Annotated in this window: 22 protein-coding genes; 10 read left to right on the plus strand and 12 right to left on the minus strand. The window is 65.2% G+C overall.

Annotated features, from left to right (window positions below; genetic code table 11):
* Positions 1-41 precede the first annotated feature (41 nt).
* Genes BM002_RS01990 through BM002_RS02035 form a run of 10 tightly spaced genes read left to right on the plus strand, consistent with a single transcriptional unit; the run spans position 42 to position 9711 of the window.
* Positions 42-488: an SRPBCC family protein gene (locus BM002_RS01990; protein WP_092776788.1), complete on the plus strand. Its 447-nt coding sequence runs from the start codon at positions 42-44 to the stop codon at positions 486-488.
* Positions 488-1288: an FAD binding domain-containing protein gene (locus BM002_RS01995; RefSeq protein WP_092776790.1), complete on the plus strand. Its 801-nt coding sequence runs from the start codon at positions 488-490 to the stop codon at positions 1286-1288. Before BM002_RS01990 ends, BM002_RS01995 begins: the two co-directional genes overlap by 1 nt.
* Positions 1288-1764: a (2Fe-2S)-binding protein gene (locus BM002_RS02000; RefSeq protein ID WP_092776792.1), complete on the plus strand. Its 477-nt coding sequence runs from the start codon at positions 1288-1290 to the stop codon at positions 1762-1764. The genes BM002_RS01995 and BM002_RS02000 overlap by 1 nt, the downstream gene beginning before the upstream one ends.
* Complete coding sequence (locus BM002_RS02005; RefSeq protein WP_092776794.1) at positions 1761-3410, plus strand: xanthine dehydrogenase family protein molybdopterin-binding subunit; 1650 nt, start codon at positions 1761-1763, stop codon at positions 3408-3410. Before BM002_RS02000 ends, BM002_RS02005 begins: the two co-directional genes overlap by 4 nt.
* 1 nt (position 3411) lies before the next feature.
* The gene (locus BM002_RS02010) at positions 3412-4440 is read left to right on the plus strand and encodes a xanthine dehydrogenase family protein molybdopterin-binding subunit (RefSeq protein ID WP_092776796.1); all 1029 of its coding nucleotides are present in this window, start codon (positions 3412-3414) and stop codon (positions 4438-4440) included.
* Entirely contained in the window at positions 4440-5321 is an 882-nt protein-coding gene (locus tag BM002_RS02015) for an AAA family ATPase (RefSeq protein WP_092776798.1), read from the plus strand. The genes BM002_RS02010 and BM002_RS02015 overlap by 1 nt, the downstream gene beginning before the upstream one ends.
* Entirely contained in the window at positions 5318-6418 is a 1101-nt protein-coding gene (locus BM002_RS02020; protein WP_092776800.1) for a vWA domain-containing protein, read from the plus strand. Before BM002_RS02015 ends, BM002_RS02020 begins: the two co-directional genes overlap by 4 nt.
* Entirely contained in the window at positions 6415-7302 is an 888-nt protein-coding gene (locus BM002_RS02025) for an amidohydrolase family protein (protein WP_092776802.1), read from the plus strand. The genes BM002_RS02020 and BM002_RS02025 overlap by 4 nt, the downstream gene beginning before the upstream one ends.
* Before the next feature lie 12 nt (positions 7303-7314).
* Positions 7315-8163, plus strand: a complete 849-nt coding sequence (locus tag BM002_RS02030; protein WP_092776804.1) for an MBL fold metallo-hydrolase — start codon at positions 7315-7317, stop codon at positions 8161-8163.
* 15 nt (positions 8164-8178) lie between these two features.
* Positions 8179-9711, plus strand: coding sequence for an isochorismatase family protein (locus tag BM002_RS02035; protein WP_092776806.1), 1533 nt, complete (start codon positions 8179-8181; stop codon positions 9709-9711).
* Between the two features lie 12 nt (positions 9712-9723).
* Here the strand turns inward: BM002_RS02035 and BM002_RS02040 are convergent, their stop codons facing one another.
* The 12 genes from BM002_RS02040 to BM002_RS02095 all read right to left on the minus strand — a co-directional run bounded on the left by BM002_RS02040 (position 9724) and on the right by BM002_RS02095 (position 21639).
* Positions 9724-10056, minus strand: coding sequence for a chaperone modulator CbpM (locus tag BM002_RS02040; protein WP_092776808.1), 333 nt, complete (start codon positions 10054-10056; stop codon positions 9724-9726).
* A complete protein-coding gene (locus BM002_RS02045; RefSeq protein ID WP_092776810.1) occupies positions 10053-11000 on the minus strand; it encodes a DnaJ C-terminal domain-containing protein in 948 nt (315 codons plus the stop codon). Before BM002_RS02045 ends, BM002_RS02040 begins: the two co-directional genes overlap by 4 nt.
* A gap of 74 nt (positions 11001-11074) precedes the next feature.
* Entirely contained in the window at positions 11075-11923 is an 849-nt protein-coding gene (locus BM002_RS02050) for an ABC transporter permease (RefSeq protein ID WP_092776812.1), read from the minus strand.
* A gap of 3 nt (positions 11924-11926) precedes the next feature.
* Positions 11927-13168 (minus strand): ABC transporter permease, encoded by a 1242-nt coding sequence (locus BM002_RS02055; RefSeq protein ID WP_092776814.1) that lies wholly within the window; start codon positions 13166-13168, stop codon positions 11927-11929.
* 52 nt (positions 13169-13220) lie between these two features.
* Positions 13221-14264 (minus strand): ABC transporter substrate-binding protein, encoded by a 1044-nt coding sequence (locus BM002_RS02060; RefSeq protein ID WP_092776816.1) that lies wholly within the window; start codon positions 14262-14264, stop codon positions 13221-13223.
* A 56-nt stretch (positions 14265-14320) separates the two neighbouring features.
* Positions 14321-15415: an ABC transporter ATP-binding protein gene (locus BM002_RS02065; protein WP_092776818.1), complete on the minus strand. Its 1095-nt coding sequence runs from the start codon at positions 15413-15415 to the stop codon at positions 14321-14323.
* 69 nt (positions 15416-15484) lie between these two features.
* On the minus strand, positions 15485-17230 hold the full coding sequence (locus BM002_RS02070; RefSeq protein WP_092776820.1) for a SulP family inorganic anion transporter: 1746 nt from the start codon (positions 17228-17230) through the stop codon (positions 15485-15487).
* Positions 17231-17278: 48 nt separating this feature from the next.
* Positions 17279-18952 carry a bifunctional protein tyrosine phosphatase family protein/NAD(P)/FAD-dependent oxidoreductase gene (locus BM002_RS02075; protein ID WP_092776822.1) on the minus strand — a complete coding sequence of 558 codons (1674 nt, stop codon included), beginning with the start codon at positions 18950-18952 and terminating at the stop codon, positions 17279-17281.
* Between the two features lie 16 nt (positions 18953-18968).
* The gene (locus BM002_RS02080) at positions 18969-19850 is read right to left on the minus strand and encodes an MBL fold metallo-hydrolase (RefSeq protein ID WP_092776824.1); all 882 of its coding nucleotides are present in this window, start codon (positions 19848-19850) and stop codon (positions 18969-18971) included.
* 43 nt (positions 19851-19893) lie between these two features.
* A complete protein-coding gene (locus BM002_RS02085; protein WP_092776826.1) occupies positions 19894-20106 on the minus strand; it encodes a YgaP family membrane protein in 213 nt (70 codons plus the stop codon).
* A gap of 86 nt (positions 20107-20192) precedes the next feature.
* Positions 20193-20858: a Crp/Fnr family transcriptional regulator gene (locus BM002_RS02090; protein ID WP_092776828.1), complete on the minus strand. Its 666-nt coding sequence runs from the start codon at positions 20856-20858 to the stop codon at positions 20193-20195.
* 79 nt (positions 20859-20937) lie between these two features.
* Positions 20938-21639 carry an SDR family oxidoreductase gene (locus BM002_RS02095; RefSeq protein WP_092778641.1) on the minus strand — a complete coding sequence of 234 codons (702 nt, stop codon included), beginning with the start codon at positions 21637-21639 and terminating at the stop codon, positions 20938-20940.
* Between the last annotated feature and the right edge of the window lie 68 nt (positions 21640-21707).

A 21707-nucleotide genomic window follows, 5' to 3' on the forward strand; every position in this document is an offset into this window, starting at 1 on the left:
CGCGCCGCGCCCCCCTGGGCCGCAGGTAAGGGGCGTCGCCAATGGTCAAGGTCGTCACATCCACCATCCTGCCCGCCCCGGTCGAGGCGGTCTGGGACGTGATCCGCGATTTCAACGGCCACGACCGCTGGCATCCCGCCGTCAGCGACAGCGCCATCGACCGCGGCCAGCCTGCCGACAAGGTCGGCTGCGTGCGCCGCTTTCATCTGGCCGACGGGTCGGAACTGCGCGAGCAACTCCTGTCGCTGTCGGATATCGACATGGCGTTCAGCTATTGCCTGCTCGAGACGCCGATCCCGCTGTTGAATTATGTGGCGCATGTCCGGCTCCTGCCGGTGACCGACGACGATCACACCTTCTGGCACTGGGAGTCGCGCTTCGACACGCCACCGGGTCAGGAAAAGACCCTGAGGGAGATGGTCGGCAGCCAGATCTATCAGGGCGGCATGGACGCCGTGAAATCCTATATGAGACTGGAAGGCGCGTAATGGCTTTTACCATCGAAACCTATGCGACAACCGCCGAAGCGGCCCGGGCCATGGGGGCCGATGCCCGCTTTCTGGCCGGCGGAACGCTCGTCATGCGCGACGTGAACGCGGGCGACCAGAGCTTCACGCGCATCATTCGCAGCACTGATCCCGCGCTGACCGCCATCCGCGGCACCGGCGACGGGATCAGCGTCGGGGCCTGCGTCACGCTGCACCAGATCGTCGCGAACCCCGACCTTGCCTTTTTGGCCCCGGTGGCACGCCAGGTTGGGGGACCACAGGTGCGCAACATGGGCACCGTTGGCGGCAACCTCTTCGCGCCGCACCCTTATGGCGATTTTACCGTCGCCCTTCTGGCGATCGGGGCGAAGGTGACGACGGCCCAGGGTCAGAAACCGGTCGACGATTTCCTGCGCGACCGGGACCGGTCGGGGCTGGTCACCGAAATCCTGATCCCGCGCCCGCGCGATCCGGGCAGTTTTGGCTGGCACAAGGTCAGCCGGACCAAGCCCAAGGGCGCGTCGGTCATGTCCATCGCCGCCTATCTGCCGCGCGAAGGCGGGCGCATCCGCAATGTCCGCATCGCCTTTGGCGCCATGGGCGGCCATCCGTTGCGGGCGACGGGGGCCGAACGCGCGCTGGAGGGGCAATCCCTCGACGCCTCGACAATCGCCAGGGCTGCGGCAGTGACGCTGGAGGGGCTGTCGCCTCCGACCGACCCGCTCGCCTCCGAATGGTACCGGCGCGAGGTCGCGGCGGTCCATTTGACCCGCCTTCTGACCCGGATGGAGCGTTCGTGATGGGCAAGACGCCAGTGACCCTGACCCTCAACAAGGCGGAGCGCGCGGGCTTCACCGATCCGGGCGAGAACCTGTTGAACTTCCTGCGGCGTGGTCTGGGGGACCTGTCCCCCAAATACGGCTGCGGCCAGGGCACCTGCGGCGCCTGCACCGTCCTGATCGACGGCGAACCGCAGCTGTCCTGCCTCGTGCTGGCGGAAACCGTGTCGGGCAAGACAGTCAACACCACGGGCGGCCTGGCCGACGGCGCGCAGCTTCACGCCCTGCAAACCGCCTTCATGGACGGCTTCGCGGCCCAATGCGGCTATTGCACGCCGGGCATGTTGATGGCGGCCAAGGCCCTGCTCGACCGCAACCCGCGCCCCTCCCGTGACGAAATCGCCGAAGCGATCAGCGGCAACCTCTGCCGCTGCACCGGCTACGCCCCCATCATCGACGCGATCCTCGCGGCCACAGGACAGCAGGTGCAAGGATGATCGAATTCCGCAAGGACCTTTTCGCCGACGAACGCGATGACACCCTGAACGAGGTCGGCAAACCCACGCGGCGGCAGGATATTCTGGGCCATGTCACCGGGCGGTCGCCCTATTTCGACGACCATCTGTTCGACGGGCTGCTGCATATGCGCGCCGTTCGTTCGCCCCATCACCACGCCCGTATCCGCCGCATCGACACCGCCGAGGCCGAACGGATGCCCGGCGTCGTCCGCGTGCTGACCGGCAAGGACGTGCCGCAGAACCTCAACACCCTGCTCAGTCTTCTGGATTTCGGCATCGACGACGAGCCGCTGTTGTCCACGGACAAGGTCGCCTACCGGGGCGAGCCGGTGGCCTGCGTCATCGCGGCGACGGAGCTTCAGGCGCGCGATGCGGTCGCCAAGGTGCGGGTCGACTACGAGGAATTGCCCGCCGTCTTCGACGTGGAAGAGGCGCTGAAGCCCGGCGCGCCCACCGTGAACCCGGTCTATCCGAAGAACGCCTTCGTCTATCACGGTCGCTACGACCATCAGAAGCTGCGCTTCGGCGACGTGGATGCGGCTTTGGCCCAGGCCGATCATGTGGTCGAGGGGCGCTATCAGATGTCGCCCATCGAGCAGGCCCCGATGGAGACCTGCGGCGCCATCGCCGCCCCCGAACAGAACGACCGCTATGTCTGCTATACCTCGACGCAGGCCCTGTTCTTCAGCCTGGGGACAGCGGCCAAGATGCTCAAGATGGGCTCCAACCGGCTGCATTTCATCGGCGGGACGGTGGGGGGCGGTTTCGGCGGCAAGGTGGACAGCCTGCACGAGCCGATGGCCATTCTGGGGGCAAGCCTGACGGGTCGACCCTGCAAATTCGCGTGGGACCGCGAGGAAGAGATGCAGGTCGGCGCGCCGCGTGGCGCGGAACGCTGGTATCTGACCGATGGCGTGATGAACGACGGGCGGATCGTGGCCCGCAAGTTCACCGGCTATTTCGACAGCGGGGCTTATACACGCCTGTCCTCCTACGCGATCATCAAGGGCGTGGGGCATTTGCCCGGGCCCTATACCATCCCGAACGTCCATGCCGACGTCTACTGCGTCTTTACCAACCGCACGCCCGCCACGGCCATGCGGGGGTTCGGCATCACCGGCGTCGATTTCGCCATCGAGGCGCATATGGACAAGGTGGCCGAGGTGGTCGGCATGAACCCGATCGACCTGCGCATCCTGAACGCCTACCGCGACGGCGACATGAAGGCGCACAGGCGTCTGGCCAAGAATACCGCACTGATCGAATGCTGTCAGGTCGCGGCGCAGAAGGCCGGGTGGTCCATCGCCCCCAGTTCGCAGGCCGCCGCATCGATGAAAGACGGCGGTGGCGCGCGCGCGGCGCTGCCCGCGCATACGGTCACCGATCAGAAAGGCCTGGTCGAGGGGTTCGACAGCGGCTCCTATGCCAAGAAGGCCGGGGCCTCCGCACCGCCCTCCCCGTCATCGGCGCAGCCAAACCGCCCGACCCCGACACCGACGCCAGGCCAGGCGGCCCCTGCCCCGGCGCAGGCCCGCCCGGCGCCGCAAACGGCGGCATCGTCCCCGGATCAGCCGCGGAACAAGCCCAACCGCTTTTCCTCCCTCTCCGGCTTCAGGAGGCGTTGAGATGACCATTCACAAGGGGCGCGGGTTCGCCTGCATCAACTATCCCATCGGCATGAACCTGGGCGGCGACCCGTCGCAGGCGCTGGTCCATTCGAACCCCGACGGCAAGTTCACCGTCGCCCTGTCGGCCATCGACCTTGGGCAGGGGATGAAATCGGTGACGCGGCAGATCGCGGCCGAAACACTTGGTGTGCCGGTCGAGGACGTCTATGTCGACACCGCCGACAGCGACACAGGCCCCCACGACATGGGCAGCTTTGCCAGTCGCGGCACACACCGGGTCGGCAACGCCGTCATTCGCGCCGCCGAAGAGGCGCGGGGCGTGATGCTGGAGGCCGCCGCCGAGGAGCTGGAGGTCGATGCGGGCGACCTTGTAACCGACGGGCGGGGCAACATCCACGTGCGCGGCGCGCCCTCGCGGTCGATCACCACGATGGCGGCAAGCCAGGCGGCCCAGTTCAAGCAGGGGCGCACCATCGCCGGTCGCGGCATCTTCCTCATCCCGCTCTCCGAAGTGGACCCCGAGACGGGCGAGATGACGCCCGTGTCCTGTTTCGCCCACGCGGGGCTGGTCGTGGACCTGACCGTCGATGACGAGACGGGCGAGGTGGAGGTCCTTCAGATCAATTCGGCCTATGAAGTCGGGCGCGCCCTGAACCCGCGTCTGGTCGAACAGCAGTTGATCGGCGGGGCCTGGATGGGTCTGTCCCATGCGCTTTGGGAGACGACCGAGCCCTATTATCCGAACCGCGACCACGGGCCGGTGGATTTCGTCAACTACCTGATGCCGGGGCCCGGCGAAGTCACCCCGCACAACATCGCGGTGCTGGAACGGCCCGCCGAAGACGCGCCTTTCGGCGGCAAGGGCCCGGGCGAGATGTGCGCCAACCCCGTTCTGCCCGCCGTGGCCAACGCGCTCTATAATGCGGTCGGCGTCCGCTTCGACGAGCTGCCGATCACCCCCGAGAAGATCCTGCGCGGCTTGCGGGCGAATGGCGGCGCGCGGCCCCAAGCGGTCAGGCAAGGCTGATGCCGGTCCGCCCCTCCATCGCCGGGATCGACAGCCCGGACCGCCTGGCCGAGGTGCTGCGCGACGCGCAGTACATTGCCGACGAGGGGCTTTCGACCGCGGGTTATCTGGCGCTGGCCCTGGGCAAGCCGCTCCTGCTCGAAGGGGCGCCGGGCGTGGGCAAGACCGAAGCGGCCAAGGCCATCGCCTCGGTTCTGGGGCGGGGCCTGGTCCGGTTGCAGTGCTACGAGGGGATCGATGCCTCGGCGGCCATGTACGAATGGAATTTCCCGCGTCAGATGCTGGCAATCCGGCAGGCGGGCGAGGATTTCATCAACCTCTACGGCGACGAATACCTGATTGCGCGGCCCATGTTGCAGGCGTTGCAGAACCCGCGCCAGACCGTCCTGCTGATCGATGAGATCGACCGCGCGGACCCGGAGTTCGAGGCGTTCTTGCTGGAATTCCTGTCCGACTTCACCCTGTCCATCCCCGAGCGCGGAACCCTGCGCGCCGAGGAGCATCCGGTCGTCGTTCTCACGTCGAACCGCACGCGCGAATTGCACGAGGCCTTGCGCCGTCGCTGCGTGTATCACTGGATCGACTATCCGGCCCCGGCGCTGGAAGCGCAGATCGTGATGATGCGGGCCAGCACCGTGGCTGAGCGGACGGCCGCGGCCGTTGTCGCCGCCGTCAACCGCCTGCGCGCGGAGCCGCTGGCCAAACCTCCCGGCGTCGCCGAAACGGTCGAATGGGCCGAGGCGGCGACGCTGCTCAATGCCCAGGGGGCGGCCTGGCCCACGGCCTTTGCGCGGGCCATCGGCGTGGCCCTCAAGGATCAGGACGACGTAAGCTATGTGGCGCCCGGTCTCGACGCCCTGCTGGCCGAGGTGGCGGCATGACCGTCCCCCGGCCCCTTCTTCCCTATCTCCATTTCGCCGCCGCGCTGCGGGCCCACGGCTTTCCGGCGGCGTCCGAACAGACAGTGGACGTGATCGCCGCGACGGAACTGCTTGGCCCCCGGGCGCTTGCCGACATCAGGGCGGCGGCGCGCGCGCTCTATGGTCCGCCGCCCGAACGCTGGCCCGAATTCGACGCGCTGTTCGATCAGTCGTTCCTGGGCCGGACCATCGCCGCCCCGGCCATGGGCGACCCCGAGGACATGCCCGACGCCTATGACGCGGGCACCCCCGAATTGCAGCCCGAAGCCGAGGAGGAAGACCCGTCCGGCAGCGAGGCGACGGTTGCCGAACGCCTCTTCGCGCGCGACTTCGACGCCCTGAGCGAGGCGCAGACGCTGCGCCGTTTCGCGCGGTCCGCACCCGCGGCGATGCCCATGCGAAGGACGCGCCGCACCGAAAGCCATACCAAGGGCCCCCGCCCCGACCCAGCCCGCGCCTTCCGCGACATGGCCCGCCGGGACGGCGATATCGGCCATCTGCCGGTCCGGCGTCGGGTGGTGAAACCCCGGAGAGTCCTGCTGCTGATCGACGTCTCGGGCTCCATGAAGGCGCAGACGGACAGCGCGCTGCGCATCGCCCATGCCGTCACCCAGGCCTTGCCGCACGTAGAGACCTTCACCCTTGGCACGCGTCTGACGCGCGTGACCCGCGCCCTGCGACCGCGCGAGCAGGGCCTTGCCCTGTCGCGCGTGGCGGGACTGGTGGCCGATTGGGACGGCGGCACCCGTCTGGGCGACACGTTGCAGGTCTTCCTGTCTGTCCCACGCTTCGCAAGTTTCGCGCGGGGGGCCTATTGCGTGATCCTGTCTGACGGGTTGGAACGCGGCGATCCGCAGGCCCTGACCGATGCTGTGGCCCGCCTGTCGCGGCTGTCCTGGGGGGCGTTGTGGCTGTCGCCGCTGGTGCAGGCCGGACAGACGCCCGAGACGGCGGCGATGCAGGCCATCGCGCCCCTGATCGACCACATCGGGGACGGCTCCTCTGCCGCGCGCATCTGCGCCGAGATCCTCGGCTTCGCACGGGGGGCCCCGGCATGATCGACAGCCATTTCCATATCTGGCGTCAGGCCGACCTGCACTGGCTTCAGGGGCCGAGCCAGCCGCGCATCTTCGGCGAATACGACGCCATCAAGCGCGATTACCCGATCGAGGAATACCTGAGCGACGCGCAAGGCGCCGGCATCACCGGCAGTGTCTATGTGCAGGCCAACTGGCCCACCGAGCGGGCCGAGGACGAAGTCGCCTGGGTCAGTCAGACGGCGCAGGACACCGGCTGGCCCATGGGGATCGTGGGCTATGCCGACATGACCGTGCCCGATGCCCGCCCCGCCCTCGACCGGCTGGCGCGATACCCGCTTCTGCGCGGCATCCGGCAGCAGTTTCACTGGCACGAGAACCCGACCTATCGCTTTGCGCAGGATCCCGACATCTGTCGCTTTCCGAACGTGCAGGCCAATATCGCGCGGCTGGCCGATTATGGCCTGACCTTCGACCTTCAGGTGTTCGCCGGGCAGATGGACAGCGCCGCGGCCCTTGCCCGGGCCTGTCCGCGCGTGACGTTGATCCTGCAACATGCCGGGATGCTCGAAGACCTGAGCGATGCGGGCCGCGCCGACTGGCGGCAGGCGATGGCGACCCTGGCTGCGGAACCCAATGTCGTGTCGAAACTGTCGGGTTTCGGCACCTTCATCCACCGCAACGACCCCGCGCTTATCGCCTGGCTCATCAGCGAGACGGTGGGCCTGTTCGGGGCACAGCGCTGCCTCTGGGGCTCCAACTTTCCCATCGAGAAGCTCTGGACCAGCTACGACCGGCTTCTCGACGCCCACAGGCAGGGCGCAGGCGGGCTGAGCGCCGCCGAACAGGCCGACATCTTCACCAATACCGCAGTCCGGGTCTACCGGCTGTCCGCAACACACTAGGGAGGACCGAAATTGGCTCTGGAAATCAAAATCCTGGACTACGGCGATATCGAACTGGAAAGCAGCTTCCTGGTGCTGGCACGCGAATGCGGGCGCACCCGGCGCGTTCCGGTCTATGGCTTCCTGATCCTGGGCGGCACCTATCCCATCGTGGTGGACACCGGCTACCGGGACAACGCGATCATGGAAACGCTCGGCATGCGCGGGCTGCAATTCCATGAAAACATGATCGAAAACCAGCTGGCCCGCCACGGCGTCAAGGTCGGCGATGTTCGCTATGTCTGCCACACGCATCTGCACATCGACCATGCGGGCAAGGACGACAAGTTTCCGATGAATACCACCGTCGTCATCAACCGGCGTGAAATGGAATGCTCCGTCTCGGGCCTGATGCATCCGCAGTATCCCAAGCCCGACATCCAGCACCTGATCGAACGGCTGCACACGCCCCACGCCCTGCGCTTCGAAGACCTGGAGCTGTCGGGCGCGATCGAACTCATCCCCGGCGTCTATCTGGAGGCGGCGAACGCCCATACCGAGGGGTCGATGAACGTCCACGTGGAAACCGCCGAGGGTCTGGCGACGATCTGCGGCGACGTGATCTATGACTTTCAGGATCAGATCGTCGAGCCGCTGTTCCAGGTCAACGACCACGAGGTGCAGGTGACCGGCAACCACGCGGGCTCCAAGCGCAGCGAAAAGGCTGCCGTCAAGAAGCTGCTCAACAGCTCCCGCTTCCTGCTGCCGATCCACGACAAACCCGCCAAGATCGAGAACGGGCAAGTCGTCGGACGCCTCGACATGCAGGTCCCGGGGCCAGTCAGCCAGACGGTCCAGAAACGCAACTGGTTCCCCGTCTAACCCCAAGGACAGACCATGCCCCATACCGCCGTCACCCCCGCATTCGATGCGCTTCTGGATGTGAACGCGCCCGTTCGCACCATCGGCAGCGGGTTCATCTTTACCGAAGGCCCGATCTGGCATCCGTCCGAGCATCATCTGACGTTCTCGGACATGCCCGGAGATGTGCGGCGACGGTGGGACGGGGCGAATATCACCGAGGTCGCGCGCCCGTCGCACAAGGGCAACGGGATGACCTATGACGCGAGCCTGAACCTGATGGTGTGCGAACACGCCACCTCGTCGGTTGTCCGCATCGCGCCCGACGGGACCCGCGTGGTTCTGGCCAGCCATTTCGAGGGCAAGGAGCTGAATTCGCCCAATGACATCGTGGTGAAGTCCGACGGCTCCATCTGGTTCACCGACCCTTGGTATGGCCGGATGCCGCACTACGGCGTGGAGCGGCCGCGGGAGCTTGGCTGGCAAGGGGTGTTCCGCCTGCCGCCGGGCGGCGGCGACCCGGAACTGATGGTCGACCGCCACATGTTCAGCCAGCCGAACGGCCTGTGCTTCTGCCCAGACGAAAGCAAGCTCTACGTAAATGATACCGAACAGGCGAACATCCGGGTGTTCTACCTCAAGGGCGACAAGCTGGACGGCGGCCGGATCTTTGCGTCGGGCATTCGCGACGGGCGGCTGCCCGGCGTGCCAGACGGGATGAAATGCGACGCGCAGGGCAACGTCTGGGTCACCGCCCCGGGGGGGCTGTGGGTCTATGCGCCGTCGGGCGCGTTGATCGGCAAGGTGGCCATCCCCGAACAGGCGGCGAACCTGCATTGGGGCGGGCACGATTGGCACACGCTCTTCGTCACCGCCGGAACATCGGTCTATGCGGTGCCCACCAGGATTGGCCCAAGACGGGAGCCTTTCATGTCAGCTTCCTCCCCCCCCGCCGGCACCGAACCCCTGATGCTCGACACGGCTCGCTGCGCCCTCATCATCCAGGACATGCAGAACGACGTGATCATGGACGGCGGGGCCTTTGCAGAGACCGGGTCGCCTGACCATTGCCGGGCGCAGCAGAACATTCCCAAGACCGCCGATCTGGCCGCGCATTGTCGCAAACTCGGCGTGCCGGTGATCCACGTCTGGTTCAAGAACCCGCCCGGCGGCCAGGGCCTGACCCTGAATGCGCCCCTGTTCGAGGGAGTTCTCGACAACAATGCGCTGGTCGAAGGGACCTGGGGGTCGGAACCCGCCCCCGGGCTGGAGGCGCAGGCAGGCGACCACATCGTCACCAAGAACCGAATGTCCGCCTGGGAGGGCACGCGGCTCGAGACGATCCTGAAGGCCGAAGGCCGCGACATCCTGATCCAATGTGGCGCCTGGACCAACATGAGCGTGGAGCACACGGCCCGGACCGGGGCCGACAAGGGCTATGTCATGGTCATCCCCGAAGACGGGTGCAGCACGATGAACGCCGATTGGCACCGCGCGTCCATCGACTATGCGATGACCAACGTCGCCCTTGTCACCAAGGTGTCCAGCGTCATCGCCGCCCTGCGCTGAGCGCGCGGGCCCTCAGCCGTCCGGCCTCATCGCCGCCAGAACACGGTCGCGCAGATCCGGGGGCAGCGTCTGGATGGCATGGGCCATCGTGGCCAGATCCTGCCGCGCGGCGTGCAGCTGATCGATCAGCGACAACACGATGCCGAGCGCCGTCTCGTCCAGATCGAGGTCGAGCGACAGGTCGCAGAGCAGTTCCAGCCGCGCGATATCGACACGCCGGAACGAATAGCCGCCCGCCCCGCGTTCGGGTTTGACGAAGTCGCTTTCGATGAAGCGGATCAACTGGCTTCGGGTCAGGCGGGTGACGGTGACGACCACCTCGTCTTCGGAGAAACGCTCGCTCATCTGCCTGCCTCCCGCATCAGATCGGCCCTTGGGTCAACGGCGTGGGTCTTGCGCCATTCCCGCAGGAAGTCGCGCAACCCGTCGTCCGGATCGGGCGGAACGACGATCCGAAGCTCCACCAGCTGATCCCCCGGCGTCCCCTTGCCCGGCCGCGCGATCCCCCGCCCGCGCAGGCGCAGAACACGGCCGGAGCTTGCCCCGGGCGGCACGGTCAGGCCGACCGGGCCGCCGATGGTGGGCGCGGTGACCTTTGCGCCCAGAACCGCCTCGTCCAATGTGATGGGCAGGGTCAGATGGATGTCATCGCCCGCACGCCGAAAGACCGGATGGGGCCGCACCATGACCGTGATCAGGGCATCGCCCGGCGGGCCGCCCCCGAACCCCGGCGCGCCTTTGCCGCGCAGGCGCAGGGTCTGGCCGTCGTCCGTGCCTTGCGGGATCTTGACGGCAAGGTTCTGACCGTCGGGCAAGGTGATCCGCGTCTCGGCCCCCCGCGCCGCGTCGAGGAAGGACACGGTGAGCGAATAGCGCGCGTCGGAACCGGCGGCGCGAAACCCGCCGCCCATGTCGTCCCCCATGCCGCCCTGACGGGCTCGGTTACGCAGGATTTCGGCAAAGATATCGGCGGGGTCGACCCCCGCGCCAAAGCCCTTTCGGCTCTGATAGGCGTTGCCCGGCGCATCGCTGAAATCGCGATAGTATTGCCGCCCCGGCTTCTCGGCCCCAAGCCCGTCGATCTCGCCCGCGTCAAAGCGCGCGCGGGTTTCGGGGTCTTTCAACAGATCATGGGCCATCGAAATCGCCTTGAACCGGGCTTCGGCATCGGGATCGTCGGGGTGCAGGTCCGGATGGCTGCTCCGGACGAGTTTGCGGTAGGCCTTCTTGATCTCGTCGGCCGTTGCCGCCTTGGTCAGGCCAAGCACCTCGTATGGATCGTCAGTCATCCGGGCCCCCTTCGTATCATCCCGAAACCCCTATCATGTCGTCGCATCACGTCCTTGATCGAGATCAGGCCCGTTCAGCCGGACCCGCCCATGCGCACCGACCGGCGGCGCAACGCCTCCAGCGTGAAGAGGAGCGCCGCCGACAGGACGACAAGCAGGGTTGCGACGGCCAGGATCGTGGGATTGATCTGTTCACGCAGGCCCGAGAACATCTGACGCGGGATGGTCCGCTGTTCCGGACCGGCCAGAAACAGGACCAGCACCACCTCGTCAAAGGATGTCACGAAGGCAAAGAGGCCGCCCGAGATCACCCCGGGCCGGATCAGCGGGATCACCACGTCCCAGAAGACCTTGACGGGCCGCGCCCCAAGGCTGAGGCCTGCGATGAAAAGCGACCGGTCAAAGCCGCTGAGCGTAGCGGTGACGGTGATGATGACAAAGGGCACCCCAAGGGCGGCATGGGCGATGATCAACCCCGGATAGGTGCCGACCAGATTGAAGCGCGTATAGAAGAAGAACATGCCCGCCGCGATGATGATGAGCGGGACGATCATCGGCGACAGCAGGAGCGCCGTGATCAGCCGCTTGTAGGGCATCCAGGGCGACGAAAGACCGACCGCCGCCAAAGTGCCCAGAGTCGTCGCGATCAGGGCCGAGGCGATGCCGATGGCAAAGCTGTTCCAGATCGCCAGACGCCAGTTCGGGTCGTCCGCGAACTCCTGATACCAGCGCGTCGAATAGGCGTCAGGATCGAGCGCCAGCATCCCGTCGGTGAAGGTGAAGAACGGCTCGGCGTTGAACGACAGCGGCATGATCACGAGGATCGGCAGCATCAGGAAGATCAGCACCAGAAAGGCGAACAGGCGCAGGCCATAGTGACCCGCGATGTGCCGGAACGTGTAATAGGCTGGGAAACGCTTCATCACCTATCCCAGCTTGATGTTGTCGGTGCCGACGAACCGGTCGAACAGCCAATAGAGCAGAAGGATCAGCAGCAGCAGAAGCGACCCCAGGGCGGCGGCCAGTTCCCAATTGTTCGACTCGCGCATGTGGAAGGCGATGATGTTGGAAATCATCTGACCGTCCGTGCCGCCGACGAGGGCGGGCGTGATGTAGTAGCCGACCGAGATGATGAACACGAGAAGCGCCCCCGCAGACAGGCCCGGCAGGCTCATGGGAAGGTAGATCTTGTACCACGCGCCGAGGGGTCGGCTCCCCATTGAAATCGCGGCGCGCATGAAGCTGCTGTCGATGCCCCGCATCACCGCATAGAGCGGCAAGACCATGAACGGCAGCAGGATATGCGTCATCGCGATGATGGTCGAAAACTCGGTATAGAGCATCTCGATCGGGGCATCGGTGATCCCTGTGGCCATCAGGGTCGAATTGACCACGCCGTTGGTCTGCAACAGCGCGATCCAGGCCGTCGTCCGCACCAACAGCGAGGTCCAGAACGGCAGCAGGACAAAGACCATCAGGAAGTTGGCCAGCCCGTCCGACGCATGCGCCATGTAGAAGGCGAGCGGATAGCCAAGAAGGATCGTGAGCAGCGTGATGATCAGCGCCATGCGCAGCGTCTTGACGTATAGCTTCTTGTAGATCTGCGTGTCCCGCTGCACGATGCCCCCGCCCGCCGTATGTTCAAGGTCGACAGACGTCAGGTAGTAGTCGGCCGTATAGACACGCCCGGCCGCCTTCAGCGCGCGCCAGGTGTCCGGCTCCGCCCACCGATCGTTCGCGGCCAGCAAAAGGGCCGCGCCATTGGTGGCAAGGTCGGCATCATCGACCCGCCGCAGGCTGCGCGCCGTGGCTTTGACGACGCTCGACATGCCTGGCAAAGCGCGGTTGATCTCGTCTGCGATCTGTCCCGAGGTTCGGTCGTTCGCCATGCGTTTCAGGTCGACCGCGAACTGGGTCAGCACGGCGTCATCTGGAAGGGTTTCACCGGACCAGTCGGAGAGCGCGGCCAAAGTCTCGGGGACGAGGTTGGCGACCGTCGGGTTGTGGACGCTGCGATAGAGCATCGTCGCAATCGGGGCGACAAAGGCCAGCACGACAAAGACCAAGAGCGGCACGACGAACAGGAACGCCTGCACCTTGCGCTTGCGCACTTCGCGGGCGGCGTTCTGCGCGTCGGCGCGGCTCAATCCTGTGTCGAGGCTGGTCATGTCGCGGGGTCCAGAAGCCCCTGCGCCGACGGGCGGCGCAGGGGACGCCTTGTTACTGCAAGAGCCACTCGTTGAACTTCTCGCCCAGTGTCTCGCCGTAATCGGCCCAGAAGATGCCGTCGGCCTTCAGGCCCACATCAAGGTGCGCGGTCGGCAGATCCTGCTTCACGCTCTCGGGCAGCAGGGCCTGGGCAGAGCGGCGGGTCGGGCCATAGGCCACGTCCTGCATCCCCGACAAGGGCACGGTGCGGGTGGCGAACTGGATGAATTCCATCGCCTTTTCCTTGTTCGGCGTGCCCTTCATGATCGCCCAGACGTCGAGATCATAGACATGGCTGTCCCAGACGATCTGGAAGGGAGCGCCATCGTCCTGAATGGCCGCGAAGATGCGGCCGTTGGCCGATTGCACCATCTGCGCGCCGCCATCGTTCAGAAGGACGGGGGCCTGCGACCAGCTGTCGTACCAGACGATATCGGCCTTTATCGTGTCGAGCTTGGCAAAGGCGCGGGCCTGCCCTTCTTCGGTCGCGAGCGTCTCGTAGACGTCTTCGGGGGCCACGCCATCGGCGATCAGCGCCCATTCCATGTTGACCTGCGGCCGCTTGCGCAGGCCACGCTTGCCCGGAAAGGCCTCGGTGTCGAAGAACTCGGCAATGGTCTGCGGTCCGGGGCCGTTCTCGGTGTTGACCGCGAAGACGACCGACCAGACGATGTTGCCGACGCCGCATTCGTTGGCCAGCGCGTCCTCGATGAAGTCGTCGGCGGCTGCCACGCCGTCATCCCCGGCGGGCAGGACGCTCTGGTCGATGACTTCGAGATAGCCCTCGGCGCAGGCGCGCTCCAGGTCGATCACCTCGATGTCGACCACGTCCCACTGGATGTTGCCGGCCTCGACCTGGGCCTTCATTTCCGCGATCCCGCCGCCGTAATCCTCGAACAGGATGTTGGTGCCGGTCTCGGCCACGAAGGGGTCGATCATATGCTCCTTCTGCGCAGCACCGTAAGCGCCGCCGAAGGATGTAACAGTGAGATCTTGTGCCGCGAGGGGGCTGGCAGTCAGCGCCAGGGTGGCAAGTAACGTCAGATTCTTCTTCATCGGTCTCTCCTTGTCGGTTCGGGATTTTCGCAGGACCCCGGTTTGTCCCTTGTCGCCTAACTTGCGGGAAAGGCGATGCAATCGGAGGCCAGCCACAGAAGCTGCGCCTCCGCGTTGTCTGCAAATTCGGGTGCAGACAAGTCATTGAGAACCTTGACGATGATGTCGGTCCCGTCAGGCATCTTGAAGTAATAGCGGATGAAATCGCCGACATAGATGCGGGTATTGAACCGCACCGTCAGCGCGTTGTCATGGGCGTGGCTGGTCGGCGGAATGAACAGCTTTTCGGGCCGGATCGAGACGCGACAGGCCTGTCCCTGCACCAGACCTTCGGCGGCTTGCGCAACCAGCGGCCCGCCCTCGGTCTGGACCTGGGCGGTGCTGCCTTGCAGACTGGTGACCCGGCCCGGCACGAAGTTGTTCTCGCCGATGAAATCCGCGACGAAGGCGTTCACCGGCCGCTCGTAGAGTTCGGACGGGGGCGCGCATTGCTGGACGACGCCGTCGTTGAAAACGGCGATCCGGTCCGACATCGACAGCGCCTCGGTCTGGTCGTGGGTCACGTAGATGACTGTGAAGCCAAGCTTCTTGTGCAGGCGCGTGATCTCGAACTGCATCTGTTCGCGCAGGTTCTTGTCGAGCGCGCCAAGCGGTTCGTCCATCAGGATCAGCGTCGGCTCGAAGATCATGGCACGGGCCAGCGCGACGCGTTGCCGCTGACCGCCCGACAACTGCCCGGGGCGGCGGTTCCCGAAAGACGACAGCTCGACCAGGTCCAGGTATTCGGCAACCCGCGCCTTGATCTGCGGCTTGGGCAGCTTTCGCACCGTCAGCGGATAGGCCAGGTTTTCGGCGACCGTCATGTGGGGGAACAGGGCGTAGTTCTGGAACACCATCCCGATGTTGCGCTTGTTCGGCGCGGTGCGGGTGATCGACTTGCCCGCGATGGCGATGTCGCCCGAGGTCACGCTCTCGAACCCGGCCAGCATCATCAGAACCGTGGTCTTGCCCGAACCGGAGGGGCCCAGAAGGGTGATGAACTCACCGTCCTGCACGTCCATGTCGAAGCCTTTGACCACGAGGTTTTTCTGGTCGTAGGTTTTCTTGACGTTGTCGAAACGCAGAAAGACGTCTGATCCGAGATCTTTCATTCTTGGCGCACACTCCCCAGTGACAGCCTCAGCCTACGCAGGTGTCAGGGCCTTTGACAACACGGAGATTCAGCGAGGCGGACCCGACCCCACGCCTCCGTGGGACAGCCGCGTCTTTCGGACGGCATCATATTGCGACAGGAAGATTTCGCCGGTCAGCTCGTGCAGGAATGCCTGTTTTTCGAGCCGGTCCATGACCGGGCCCTTCACCTCGGACAGGTGCAGCTTCACATCCATTTCGCGCAGGCGTTCGTTGATCGCCTCCAGCGATTCCAGCGCGCTCATGTCGATCTCGTTGATGGCGGAGCATTGCAGGATGACGTGGCGGATATTCGGGTCGCCCGCGACGCGGTTCTGGATCCGGTCCTCCAGAAAGCGCGCATTGGCGAAGTACAGGCTTTCGTCCACGCGCAGGGTCAGGACGGTCGGATCAGTGATCACGTCATGGCGCAGGACATTGCGGAAATGCTCGGTTCCCGGGATCTGACCGACCTCCGCGATATGCGGTTTCGAGGAGCGATAGAGGTGCAGCAGGATGGACAGGCCGACGCCGGCCGACACCCCCACCTCGACGCCCAATGCCAGCGTCGCAAGGATCGTGGTCAGAACAGCAGCGAAATCGGCCTTGGAATAGAACCAGCTGCGCTTGAGGACCGAAAGGTCCACGAGGCTGAGAACGGCCACGATGATCGTCGCGGCCAGCGTCGCCTTGGGCAGAAAGAAGATCAGCGGCGTTAGCGCCAGCGCCGTGATCGCCAGCCCCACAGCCGTGAATGCGCCTGCGGCCGGGGTCCTTGCACCCGCGTCGAAGTTGACGACGGAACGCGAGAACCCACCTGTGACCGGAAAGCCCCCGGTGAAGGCCGCGCCGACATTGGCCGCGCCAAGGCCGATCAACTCCTGATCCGGGTCGATCCGCTGGCGTGTCTTGGCCGCGAGGGTCTGCGCAACGGAAATGGATTCGACGAAACCGATGACCGAAATCAGCAGCGCGGGCAGCAGCAGTTGCCCGATCAGGTCGGGCGATACCGACGGCAACGTCAACGGCGGCAGGCTGCGCGGAACCGCCCCGACGACATCCACCCCCCGATCCGTCAGCGACAGGGCCCAGACGGCATAGGTGGTGCCAGCGACGACCATCACCGGACCCGTCTTGACCAGAATGTCAGCCAAACCCGCGCCAAGCCCAAGCCGCCGGAGCAGCGGACCAAGCCCCTTGCGCACCCAGAACAGGAACCCCACGGCAAAGACCCCGATCACCGCCGTGACGGGATTGGTCTCCGTCAGGTGTTCGGCCAGGGACAGGCCAAGTTCCAACAGGTCATGGCCCTGCGCATCGATGCCCAGGATGTGCTTGAGCTGGCTGGCCGCGATGATGATCCCCGAGGCCGTTATGAACCCCGAAATGACGGGATGGGACAGGAAATTCGCAAGGAACCCCACGCGAAACACCCCCATCACCAGCAGGATCACGCCCGACAGGCCCGCAAGTGTCAGGGCCGCGACCCCATAGCCCATAGTGCCCTGTTCAGCGATCTTGCCAAGCGCCGCCGCCGTCATCAGCGAGACGACAGCCACCGGCCCGACCGCCAACGCCCCGCTGGTTCCGAAGAACGCATAGAGGATGATCGGTGCGATCGATGCATAGAGCCCGGCCTCGGGCGGCAATCCGGCCAGCAGCGCATAGGCCAGCGATTGCGGGATCAGCATCACCGTCACGATCAGGGCAGCGATCAGGTCACCACCAAAGGCAGACCTGTCATAGGCCCGCCCCCACGTCAGGATGGGCAGGTATCGGGAAAGCGTCATGTGCATCTCGTCGATTGGGCATGGCGCCAAGGCCATGCCATGCGAACCGCCGCGCTATTCGGCGGCGATCTTTTCCGGCTTGGCCAGCCATTCCCGGCCCTTGAGCATGCCCTGCCAATAGACCGGCGGCAGCAGCTTCTCCTTGAGGAACCAGGCGGCGCGGGTCGGTTTCGTCCCGTCGATCAGGGCCTTGGGGAAACTGGGCAGTAGCGTGCCGCCATATCCGAACTCCGCAAGGACGATCTTGCCCCGCTCGACCGTCAGAGGGCAGGAGCCATAGCCGTTGTATTGCGCCACGGGCGACCGGCCGCGCATGTCGGCCAGGATGTTCTCGGCCACCACCGGCGCCTGCACCCGTGCCGCGGCCGCCGTCTTCGCGTTCGGCGCGTTCATCACGTCGCCCAGGGACCAGACGTTGTCATGGGTCTTGTGGCGCAAGGTCGCCTGATCCACGTCGATCCAGCCTGCCGCATCGGCCAGCGGCGAGACGCGGATGAAATCGGGCGCGGTCTGCGGCGGACAGACGTGCATTATGTCGAAACCCATTTCGACCCGCTCGACCGGCTGATCGGGCTTGGCCACATCGAACCAGGCCTTGCGCGCGGGTCCATCGACGGCCACGAGATTGTGGAAAAAGTTGAGGTTCGCGTCGTATTTCTCGACGTATTTCATGAGCGCGGGGACATAGTCCTTGACCCCAAACAGAACGCCGCCCGCATTGTTGAAATTGACCTCGATGTCCGAGAGCACGCCGCGCCGCTTCCAGGCGTCGCAGGACAGATACATCGCCTTCTGCGGTGCGCCCGCACATTTGATCGGCATGGGCGGTTGGGTGAAGATCGCCCTGCCCTGCCGCATGTTGCGGACCAATTCCCAGGTATAGGGCGCAAGGTCATAGCGATAGTTCGACGTGACCCCGTTGCGGCCAAGGGTGTCGACCAACCCGTCCACCTTGTGCCAGTCGAGCTTGAGGCCGGGACAAACGATCAGGCGGCCGTATTTGACCACCCGGCACCCATCCAGGATCACGGCGTTGTTGTCGGGCTCGAAGGCGGCGACGGCGGCCTTGATCCAGTGGACGCCTTTCGGGATCAGCGATCCCATGGTCCGCGAGGTGTCCTTGGGCTCGAAGATGCCACCGCCGACCATGGTCCATCCCGGCTGGTAATAATGCACGTCGGCGGGGTCGATGATCGCGATTTCCAGGCCCGGTTTGCGGGCCTTCAGGCTTGCGGCGGCGGCAATGCCGGCCGCGCCGGCCCCGACGATCACGATCTCATAGGTGGCATCAACGGTCTGTGTCGGTGTCTTTCCCCCGTTGGCGATGCGACGCACGACGCCGCCCATATCGTAGCCGGCGGCGCGGGTCGCGGTCAGGATGTCGGACAGGTCGCGCCGCTTCGCCTCGCTCAGCGACCAGAGCGTCGCCGACCGCGTCCCCGACCGGCAATAGGCCAGAACCGGACCTGGCAGATCACCGATCAGCTTGTCAAAGGCCTCGGCGTCCGCGTCGCCCACCTTGCCGGTCTCGACCGGCTGGTAGTGCGCATCGAGGCCCTGCTTGCGGGCTGCGCGTTCGATTTCGGCGAAGGTCGGCTGATCCGCCCCCTCGCCATCCGGCCGGTTGCAGATGACGGCGCGAAACCCGGCCTCCTTGATCGCCTTCAGGTCGGCGGGCAGGATCTGCGCGCTGACCGAAAGCTTTGGCGTCAGTGTCTTGATCTCCATGGTTTCGCTCCTGTTTTTACAGACCGTTGACCGGGACTTTGAGCATCTGCCTGCCGTCCTTGTCGGTGGGGATTTCGCCGGCCCGCATGTTCACCTGCAAAGACGGAATGATGAGTTTGGGCATCGCCAGTTGCGCGTCCCGTTCCGTGCGGAAACGGATGAAATCGTCCCGGGTCTTGCCGCCGCCCACGTGGATGTTCTCGCGCTTCTGCTCGGCGACCGTGGTTTCCCACCGGATCGCGCGGCCATTGGGACCGTAGTCGTGGCACATGAACAGCCGCGTCTCGTCCGGCAGGGACAGCACCTTCTGGATGCTGTCATAGAGATCGCCCGCGTCGCCCCCCGGAAAGTCGCAGCGCGCCGACCCGCCGTCGGGCATGAAGAGCGTGTCGCCCACAAAGGCGGCATCCCCGATCACATGAACCATGCAGGCCGGGGTATGGCCCGGAGTGTGGATCGCGACGGCCTCCATGGTGCCGATCCGGTAGGTATCGCCGTCCTTGAAGAGCACGTCGAACTGGGAGCCGTCGCGCTGGAACTCGGTGCCTTCGTTGAAGACCTTGCCGAAGGTTTCCTGCACCACCTTGATCCCCTCGCCCACGCCGATCTTGCCGCCAAGACGCTCTTGCAGATAGGGCGCGGCACTCAGGTGGTCAGCGTGGACATGGGTTTCGATGATCCAGTCCAGCGTCAGGCCCCGCGCCTCGATCTCGGCGATCAGGGCGTCGGCATGGTCGAAGGTGATCCGGCCAGCGGCATAGTCGATGTCCATCACGCTGTCGATGATGGCGCAATGGTCGCTGCGCGGATCCTTGACGATATAGGATATGGTATTGGTGGCCTCGTCGAAATGGGCGGACACCTCGGGTTTGGTCGTCATGTCGATTGAAACCTTCATCTGTCTCTCCTTTCCTTGATGGTCGGATGGGTCGAACCCAAAGTCAGATCTTGCAGGTCTGGATCCCCAAAACGCGGTAGAGCGGGCAGAACCGCATGGCCGATGTCGCCAGCAGAACGATGCCGACGACCACGGACACGACGGTGGCCGCCGTGGATGCAAAGAGCGCAAACCCGCTCACGAAGGGCGCCGCCACGAGCAGCAGGCCCAGGATTGCACGCAGGGCGCGGTCGACAGTGCCAAGATTCGCAGTCATGTCTCGATCTCCTCTGAAACTGCCCCAAGCATAGCTGGCGCACGAAGGATCGTCGGTGACATAGTCACCAATCGCGGGCGATCCGTCTAGGCGTGATGATCCGCCAGCTTCATCAGCGCGGTTCTGTCCATCAGATTGACCCGCCCCCGGCTCTGCGCGATCCAGCCGCGCCGCTGGAATTCCTGAAGCTGGCGCGAGATGACCTCCCGCGCTGTCCCCAACTCGACCGAAAGCTTCTGATGCGTCGTGGCCACGACACCCTCGTCGTCCGCAAGCTCGATCAAGCGGTCGGCCAGCCGCACATCCATCCGCTGAAACGCCACCTCGTCGATCATCACGAAGAGATCGGTGATGCGCTTGGAAAATGCCGCGAAGACGAAGTCGCGAAACGATTTCGACCGCGCCACAAGATCGTCGAAGACGGCCCGAGGGATCGCCGCGGCCTGGACATCCGTCTCGGTGATGCCTTCGGCGGAATAGTCGTCGTAGGCCAGAAGACAGGCCGTCGTCAGGACACAGCTTTCCCCGGAATGAATGCGGTAGAGGACGATCTCGTGCCCGCTGTCGGACACCTGTTGAACCCGCACCGTCCCGTCCAGCAGGAACAGCATGTTCTCGGGCGACTTGCCGGGCCCGAAGATCGTGGTGTCCGGCGGCAGGGACATGACCTTGCTCTGCGCACGCAACATGTCCTTCACCGGCGCCTCGAGCCGGGACAGCCCCGGAAACCGGTCCACCCAATCCTGCGTCATCGCATCACCCCCCGATTGTGTTCGCCGTGGCCGAAGATCCGGCGGCACCTTCACGAACGCCAAGTCAACCTGACCCGCCCTAGACAGATCGCGTCACGCCGCCGTCCACCCGAATGTTCTGTCCGGTGATATAAGCACCCCCCGGCGACGCCAGAAAGGCCACGACGCTGGCGATTTCATTGCGCGAACTGCCATAGCGTCCCATTGGCACCATGCTGCAAAACTCCTCCTTCTCGGGCAGGCTGTCGATGAAGCCGGGCAGGACGTTGTTCATCCTTATGTTCTCGGCCGCATATCTGTCGGCGAAAAGCTTGGTGAAGGCCGCGAGACCTGCGCGCATCACACCACTCGTGGGGAACACCGCATTCGGCTCGAACGCCGCGAAGGTCGAGATGTTGATGATCGCGCCACCGCCCTGCTTCTGCATGATCGGCGTGACGAGCCGCGAAGGCCGGACCGCGTTGAGAAAATAAACCTCCATCCCCTCATGCCAGTCGGCGTCGGTGAGCTCCAGCACGGGCGCGCGGGGGCCGTGGCCCGCCGAATTGACCAGCACGTCGATCCGGCCCCATTTGCGCATCGCGGCATCGACAAGGGCCTGCAGGTCGTCGTCGGACCTGTTCGAGCCGGTCACACCCACGCCGCCCAGTTCCTCGGCCAGGGCCGCGCCCTTGCCCGAGGACGACAGGATCGCGACACGGAACCCGTCATCGGCCAATGCTCGGGCACTGTCCGCGCCCATCCCGCTTCCGCCGGCCGTCACCAGGGCGATTTTGGTCATTTTGCCATCCTTTTCGATATGACTGCGTTCGGTTTTCAACCAGGTGACGCCGGGCGCGAAGAACCGCG

The sequence above is a fragment of the Jannaschia pohangensis genome (assembly GCF_900113875.1).
Lineage (GTDB): Bacteria > Pseudomonadota > Alphaproteobacteria > Rhodobacterales > Rhodobacteraceae > Jannaschia > Jannaschia pohangensis.